5 protein-coding genes and 1 pseudogene are annotated in these 7,443 nt (G+C 69.1%); 1 reads left to right on the top strand and 5 read right to left on the bottom strand.

Going from position 1 to position 7,443, the window contains the following annotated elements; all coding sequences use genetic code 11:
* On the bottom strand, nt 1-1,925 hold a 1,925-nt coding region (locus tag NS355_RS09250), incomplete at its 3' end, for a helicase-related protein (protein WP_058745443.1).
* Between the two features lie 222 nt (nt 1,926-2,147).
* Here NS355_RS09250 and NS355_RS09245 point away from each other — a divergent pair.
* Nucleotides 2,148-3,617: a M23 family metallopeptidase gene (locus tag NS355_RS09245; RefSeq protein WP_058745442.1), complete on the top strand. Its 1,470-nt coding sequence runs from the start codon at nt 2,148-2,150 to the stop codon at nt 3,615-3,617.
* A 138-nt stretch (nt 3,618-3,755) separates the two neighbouring features.
* Here the strand turns inward: NS355_RS09245 and NS355_RS09240 are convergent, their stop codons facing one another.
* The 4 genes and pseudogenes from NS355_RS09240 to NS355_RS09225 all read right to left on the bottom strand — a co-directional run.
* Nucleotides 3,756-5,393 (bottom strand): ATP-binding protein, encoded by a 1,638-nt coding sequence (locus NS355_RS09240; protein ID WP_058745441.1) that lies wholly within the window; start codon nt 5,391-5,393, stop codon nt 3,756-3,758.
* A 67-nt stretch (nt 5,394-5,460) separates the two neighbouring features.
* Nucleotides 5,461-6,180 carry a TIGR02186 family protein gene (locus NS355_RS09235; RefSeq protein WP_430727005.1) on the bottom strand — a complete coding sequence of 240 codons (720 nt, stop codon included), beginning with the start codon at nt 6,178-6,180 and terminating at the stop codon, nt 5,461-5,463.
* Between the two features lie 41 nt (nt 6,181-6,221).
* On the bottom strand, nt 6,222-7,136 hold the full coding sequence (locus NS355_RS09230; protein WP_058745439.1) for a sulfite exporter TauE/SafE family protein: 915 nt from the start codon (nt 7,134-7,136) through the stop codon (nt 6,222-6,224).
* Nucleotides 7,137-7,181: 45 nt separating this feature from the next.
* Nucleotides 7,182-7,443, bottom strand: a pseudogene (locus NS355_RS09225) (hypothetical protein); the annotation flags it as partial.

The following is a 7,443-nucleotide window of genomic DNA, read 5'->3' as shown; positions in this document are numbered from 1 at the left end:
AGCGCGGCGGCGACGGCGCGGATCGCGGGCGACGCCTTAGCCTCGCGCGCCAGCCCCGCCAGCCGGACGAGCGCGGGTAGTTGCCGGTCGAGCGACCGCGCCAGCCAGGCATCCAGCCGGGCCTTTACCTGCTCGCGCTGGATCGGGGCCAGGCAATCGAGATCGCGTTCCAGCCGCAGCACCGGCCGCCCCAATGACGGTCCCGGTATCAGCCGCGCCACGCCATGCCCGTCCCAGACCAGCCGGTCCTCGACCAGCGTGAAGGCGTCATGCCCGGCGGCGATCAGCGTTTCGGCGCGGCGCGACCGCTCGGTGCCCAGCCGCTTCTCCGCCGCCGCCAGCAACAGGCGCTTGTCGTTCGCCCGCGCCCCCGCCTCCACGGTGAAGCGGAACCCCTCCAGTCGACCGATCGGGTGATCCTCGACCAGCACCTCGCCCTCCGGCCCGATGGTGACGGGCAGCGCGCCCGCATCGGCGCCGATGCGGCGGATCAGCGCGGTGGTGCGCTTGTCGACGAAACGCTGGGTCAGGCTGGCATGGAGCCCATCGGACAGCCGCTCTTCGATCTCGCGCGTGCGCTCGGCCCAGTGGCGGGGATCGGCCAGCCAGTCGGCGCGCTGGGCGATATAGGCCCAGCTGCGGATCGCGGAGAGACGACCCGCCAGCGTTTCGACATCGCCCGCCATATTGTCGAGCCGCGCAATCTCGTCGGCGAACCATTGGTGCGGCACATGGCCCAGCCCCTCGGAGAGATGGCCGAACACGCGCGAGACGAAGCGGGCATGGGGATCGATGCCCACTTTGCGGAAATCGGGAATGCCGCACGCCGCCCACAGTCGCGCGACCATGGCGGGCCGCCGCACCCGGTCACGCACCCAGGGTTCGTCGGCCAGCCGCTTGAGCACCTGAAGATCGGTGGCGAGCGGGGCGGCGCGCAGCACGCCGGGGGCTGGCTTGCGCTCCAGGCTCCCGATCAGCGCATCGATGCTCGACAGGTCGGGATCGCCTTTGCGCCAATAGAGATGGTCGAGCCGGGGGAAGCGATGTTCCTCGATCGCCAGCACTTCTTCGGGCAGGAACGAGTCCGGCCCTTCCTCGGCCAATGCGCCGAACGTCCCGTCGCGATGATGCCGTCCGGCGCGACCCGCGATCTGCGCCATCTCGGCCACGGTCAGGCGACGGCGGCGGCGACCGTCGAACTTGTGCAGCCCGGCAAAGGCGACGTGCGCGACGTCCATGTTCAGGCCCATGCCGATCGCATCGGTGGCGACGAGATAATCGACCTCGCCCGCCTGGAACATCTCGACCTGTGCGTTGCGGGTGCGTGGGGACAGCGCGCCCATCACCACCGCCGCGCCGCCGCGCAGACGGCGCAGCATCTCGGCCACCGCATAGACCTCTTCCGCCGAGAAGGCGACGATGGCGGAGCGCTTGGGCAAGCGGCTGATCTTTTTCGCGCCTGCATAGGTCAGGGTCGAGAAACGGGGCCGCGCGATGATCTCGGCATCTGGCACCAGCGCACGGATCATGGGCTTGAGCGCCTCGGATCCCAGGATCATCGTCTCGTCGCGGCCGCGCCGGTGCAACAACCGATCGGTAAAGACATGACCGCGCTCCAGGTCCGCACCCAGCTGCGCCTCGTCCAGCGCCATGAAGGCGACGTCGCGGTCGGGCATGGATTCGGCGGTGCACAGGAACCAGCGCGCGTCGGGGGGCAGGATCTTTTCCTCGCCCGTGACCAGCGCCACCTGGCTCGGCCCCTTCAGCGCCACGACCCGGTCATAGACCTCGCGGGCGAGCAGGCGGAGGGGGAAGCCGATGATGCCGCTGCTATGCGCGCACATCCGCTCGATCGCGAGGTGCGTCTTGCCGGTGTTGGTCGGCCCGAGAACGGCCGTCACGGCGCCCGATACGCGGCTTGTCATACACCCTACATCGGGCTTCGCGGGCGCGGTTGCAACGGCATGGAGCAAGATCGTCGCGCGCAGGCGGGATTTGGCCCGGTCCGGCCACGTCTTGCCGCAGCATCGGGGCGGCGGGACGCAGCGGCTTTGACTTTGCAAGCCACGGGCGACACCGCAAAATCCTGTACGCCGGGGGGGATCGGCGACGCTGTTCTACGATTTCACGGAAACGCACCGCCTCTCATGTTCCTTGCCACCGACGAAGCCCTGATCCTGTCCGGGGGAACCGCCACGCGCCCCATCGGCCGTGTGGCCCCGCTGCCCAGTGGACGCCTCGCGCGCTGGCGCATCGCCGCCCGCGAGATCGACTGGGTGCCCGATCTGGGAACCCAGATCGGCAGCCGCGACTGGTGGCGGGGGCTGGCGACCTGTTCGGCGCTCTGTGCCGCGACCATAGCCATGGCGCCGGGCTTTCACCGCCCGATCGTCGGACAGGCGCCCGCTCCCCTGACCGGCGAGGCACGGAGCCATGAGCGGGCGCAGGCCATCGCACCGTTGGCGCTGGGCGCGGACAGCGGGCAGCGTCTGGCCGCCAACGGGCTCGTCCTGCATCTGGCCGAAGCGCCCGAGCGGCCGATGATGGAATTGTCCGCCACCATCGGCTCGGGCGACCGTCTCGACCGCGTGCTGCAACGTGCGGGCGTATCGCGGGACCAGGCGCGCGCCGCCGCCGCCCTGATCGAGCCGGTGACGGAGGGCGAGGCGATCCCGTCGGGCACTCGTGTCGCGCTGACCCTGGGACGGCGGCCGAGCCGATCGGTCGCGCGGCCGTTGGAGACCATGAAGCTGCGCGCGCGCTTCGATCTGGCGGTCACGCTGACCCGCACGCCGCAGGGGTTCGAGATGACGCAGACGCCCATCGCGATCGACCGGACGCCGCTGCGCCTGCAAGGACTGGCGGGATCGAGCCTGTACCGATCGGTCCGGGCGGCGGGGGCACCCGCCAAGGTGGTCGAGGCCTATATCAAGGCGCTGGCGTCACGCATGTCGGTCGGCCGCGACGTGAAGCGTTCGGACAGTTTCGACCTGATCATCGAGCGCGAGCGGGCCGCGACCGGCGAGACCCGGCTCGGCAAGCTGCTGCTTGCCGGGCTCGACCATGGCGGGCGCAAGGTGCAGCTGGCGCGGCTGGCCGATGACGAGGACGGCCAATGGTATGACGTGAACGGCCAGAGCGAGAAGCGCGGCGCGATGGGGATGCCGGTCGCCGGGCGCGTGACCTCGTCCTACGGCAAGCGGGTCCACCCGATCCTGGGCTTGATGCGGATGCATAAGGGCACCGATATCGGTGCGCCCTATGGCACGCCGATCCATGCGATGATGGACGGGGTCGTCCAGTTCGCCGGTCGCTCGGGCGGTTACGGCAATTTCGTCAAGCTGGCGCATTCGGGCGGGGTCGCCAGCGGCTACGGCCATATGAGCCGTTTCGCCGTCCGCTCGGGCGCGCATGTGAAACAGGGGCAGGTGATTGGCTATGTCGGCTCGACCGGCATGTCGACCGGCCCGCACCTCCACTGGGAAGTGTGGAAGAACGGCGCGGTGGTGAACCCGCGCACGCTGAAGCTGGCGAGCATGGCGGTGTTGTCGGGCGCGAAGTTGCGGACCTTCCGGCGGGAAGTGCAGGCGCTGCTGGCGGTGAAGCCGGGGCGGTAAGGCTTCTTTCCAATCCCAACCCCCGTTCGCACTGAGCGAAGTCGAAGTGCACGTTCCGCGCTTGGCCAAGTCATCCCTTGGCCTTCGACTTCGCTCAGGCTGAACGAAGGTGGGGAGGCGGGCTAAAGCCGGAAGGCGTTACTTCCCCGCCGCGCGCCAGCGGCCGACCGTCTCGGCCAGCACCCGGTTGCCCCCCGACGGGTTCGCCCACAGCGCGGTGATCGTCATGTCGCTGGATGCCGGGCATTTGTCCTCGGCCAGATTGTCCAGGCTGGCGCGCATCGGGAAGCTGACGGCCTCGCCGCACAGGATCGCCTCGCGGTTGCGCAGCGCCGAAATGGTGTCGAGCAGGCCGCGCCCGCCCTCGGGCATCGCAGAGCGCACCATCGCCTGATCGCGTTCGTTGTTCAGCCGCATCGTGATGATGGTGCCGCATTGCGACAGCACGCCCTCGGCCAGGTCGGACGGGCGCTGGGTCACGAGGCCCAGCGAGACGCCATATTTACGGCCCTCCTTGGCGATGCGCGACAGGATGCGTCCGACCGCCGAATCCTGTTCGGCCTGTGCGGGAATGTAGCGATGCGCCTCCTCGCAGACCATCAGGACGGGGCGGCGCTCGGCGGGATGGGTCCAGATGGCATGGTCGAAGATCATCCGCGCCAGCACCGCGACGACGCTGCTGGTCACGTCCGACGGCACGCCCGATACGTCGATGATCGAGATCGGCCGCCCGTCCCCCGGCATCCGCAGGATGCGCGCGAGGAAGTCGGTCATCGTATCGGCGACCAGCATGCCTGAGAACATGAAGGCATAGCGGGGATCGCTCTTGATCTCCTCGATCTTGGACTTGATCCGCTGATAGGGGGCGATGTCGCCGACCCGCTCCAGCTTGCTCATCTCCTGGCCCAGCTGCGCGGTCAGGTCGGACAGGAGATAGGGGATGGGTGTGTCGACGGTGACGCGCGGCAGTTCGGCGGCGGCGCGGTTGCGCATGCGGGCGGCGAGCAGGCATTTGGCGAGGACATCGGCGTCGTGCTGGCGCTGTTCGCCGCTGGCCGAGAGCAGGATCTCACAATGCTCGGCGAAGTTCATCAGCCAATAGGGCATGCGCAGATTGCCGACGTCATGGATGCTACCGGTGTCGCGAAAGGCGCGGGCATATTCGCCATGCGGGTCGATCATGACGATATGGCCCAGCGGCGCGCGTTCGCAGATGCGGTGCAGGATCATCGCCGTCGCGGTGGACTTGCCGGTGCCGGTCGATCCCAGGATGGCGAAATGCCGCCCCAGCAGCGCGTCGACCGCCAGCGTCGCGGGCACCGTGCGGGCCGGGTGGACGGTGCCGATCGTCACCGTCGTCTGGGCACGATTGAGGTGGATGCCCGCCAGCTCGTCATTGGTGATCGCATGGATCGTCGCGCCGGGCATGGGATAGGAGGTGACGCCGCGCCGAAAGCCGTACAGCGCGCCCGTCTCGGGCTGGCGCATCCCTTCCCCCATCAGGTCGATCTCGGTGGTCAGCGCGGCGGCGTCGCCGGCGGGGTCGAGTGCGAGCGAGCGGATCGTGCCGATGATCCAGCGATCGCCGCGCTTGACCTTGACCGGCATCGCGACCTGTCCGGCGGCGGCCAGCACCGGGTCGGTCGCCTCCGCCAGCGCGGCCAGCGCCTGGCGGTCAAGCACGATCCGCCCCGACGACCCGGCGATGGCGAGCAGCCAGCCGATGACCGGCGTATCAATGGCGGAATGGGGGGCAGCAGACGGTAGGGAGGACATGGACACGCCGTCATGGGGAATGGGAGGACGACAACGCTAGGTTGGAAATCTTAAGATTTCCCGATCCTTAGACCCGCCGCGCGATCCAGCCTGCGGTCCAGCCGAGCAGGATCGACAGTGCCACCGCCGTCAGCCCATAGGGGATGGCGGCGCGGTCGGCGGCGCGGGCGACGAAACGCTCGAACCCCGATTTGCGGATATCGATGTCGCGCACGGCGGCGGCCAGCACGCGGCCATCGCGGATCAGGAAGGTCTCGGCGGTGAAGCGTCCGACCGGCACGCGCGCCGGGATGGTGACGCGGGCGCGGTAGAGCACGTCGTCGGTGATCTCGACGGCGCGTGGCGCCTCGACATACAGGCCGCTGCGGCGCCGCTGGTCGACCAGCCCCTGCTGGAAGCGCGCCTGGACATTGGCGGGCGCGGCGGAGGCGGGCGAGAGCTGAAGGCTGTCGAGCCCGAGTTCGTAGATGGCGCGGGTGCGGTCGTCGACGATCCGCTCGATCGGTCGCGACGAGGTGATGGCGTAGAAGGACGGGGCCGACTGATAGCGCAGCCGCCCGGCATTGACCCAGAGACCGGCGATCTTCTCCTTCTCGCGGATCAGGATCGACTGGGTCGGCCCCTTGACCACGACGACGATGTCGGTGGGCCGGTCGTCGCTGGGCGGGCGGCCCCCGGGATAGAGGATCGCGCCGAACAGCAGCAGTTCCGCGCCGGTGAAGCTGTAGGCGATCTGGATATCGCGCTGCGACACGTCGGGGACCAGCACCGGCTTGGCCTGCGCCATCAACAGCGGCGACAGCAGCGCCAGCGTGACGGAAAGGCGTTTCACAGCATCTGAACCGTGAAGATTTCCTCGGGCCGCCACACCAGCCCCAGGAGGATGCGCAAGCCCACCAGCAGCACGATGACCGCCAGCGCGAGGCGCAGATATTCGGGCTTGGCATTGGTGGCGAGCTTCGCGCCGACCTGCGCCCCCGTCACCGATCCGACCAGCAGCAGCCCGGCCAGCACGATATCGACCGCCTTGGTGGTCGTGGCATGGACCATCGTCGCGGCGGCGGTGACGAACAAGGTCTGGAACAGCGAAGTGCCGAGCACGACATTGGTCGCCATGCCCAGGATATAGATCATCGCCGGGACCAGGATGAAGCCGCCGCCGACGCCCAGCAATATGGTCAGGATACCGGTGAAGAACCCCAGCATCAGCGGGGCCAGCGGCGAGATATACAGGCCCGAGGCATAGAAGCGGGTGCGGAAGGGAAGGGCCGCGACCAGCGGATGATGCCGCCGCCGCGCCGCTTTCTGGGGACGCCCGCGCCGCTGCGCCAGGATCGCCCCGGCCGCCTCGCGCGCCATGACCGATCCGATCCACCCCAGCATCAGCACATAGACGATAGCGATGACCGTATCGATCTGTCCGCTCGCCTGGAGCAGGCGGAAGATCCAGGCGCCCGCGAACGACCCGACGATACCGCCCGCGACCAGCACGCCGCCCATCTTCACATCGACCCCGCCGCGCCGCCAATGCGCCGACACGCCCGAGACGCTGGCCCCCGTCACCTGGCTGGCGGCCGAGGCGGCGGCGACGGTCGGCGGAATGCCGTAGACGATGAGGAGCGGCGTGGTCAGGAACCCGCCGCCGACCCCGAACATCCCCGACAACAGGCCCACACCCGCCCCCAGCGCGATGATGACGAGCGCATTGACCGACAGGTTGGCGATCGGAAGATACAGGTCCACGGCCGCGTTATAGACGCGCGCACCTTTCGGAACAGTGTCGAAGCGTCAGAAATCGCCCGCCAGCGTCAACGCAGGACCGGAATCGGGTGCGGCCTGCCCCGCCACCCGCTGCCGCCAGTCGAACGACAGGCGAACGCGCCGATCCGCAACGGGCAGGGCGATGCCCAGAGTCGGCCCGATATCCAGCCGCTGCGCATCGCGCTGCGCCCCGCCCCATAGCCCCAGCCCCAGATCGAGGGCGGGCGTCAGCGGCGTGCTGGCGCTCACCCCACCGTCCGCAAACGGTTCGATCCGCGCGAGGGCCCCC

The organism is Sphingomonas yabuuchiae, from assembly GCF_001477495.1.
Classification (GTDB): Bacteria; Pseudomonadota; Alphaproteobacteria; order Sphingomonadales; family Sphingomonadaceae; genus Sphingomonas; species Sphingomonas yabuuchiae_A.
This window is presented reverse-complemented; position numbering and strand designations above follow the sequence as displayed.

Excerpts from the sequence above, each read along its gene's own strand:
- NS355_RS09245 (WP_058745442.1), top strand. The coding sequence starts at position 2,148 with ATGTTCCTTGCCACCGACGAAGCCCTGATCCTGTCCGGGGGAACCGCC.
- NS355_RS09240 (WP_058745441.1), bottom strand. The coding sequence starts at position 5,393 with ATGTCCTCCCTACCGTCTGCTGCCCCCCATTCCGCCATTGATACGCCG.
- NS355_RS09235 (WP_430727005.1), bottom strand. The coding sequence starts at position 6,180 with ATGGCGCAGGCCAAGCCGGTGCTGGTCCCCGACGTGTCGCAGCGCGAT.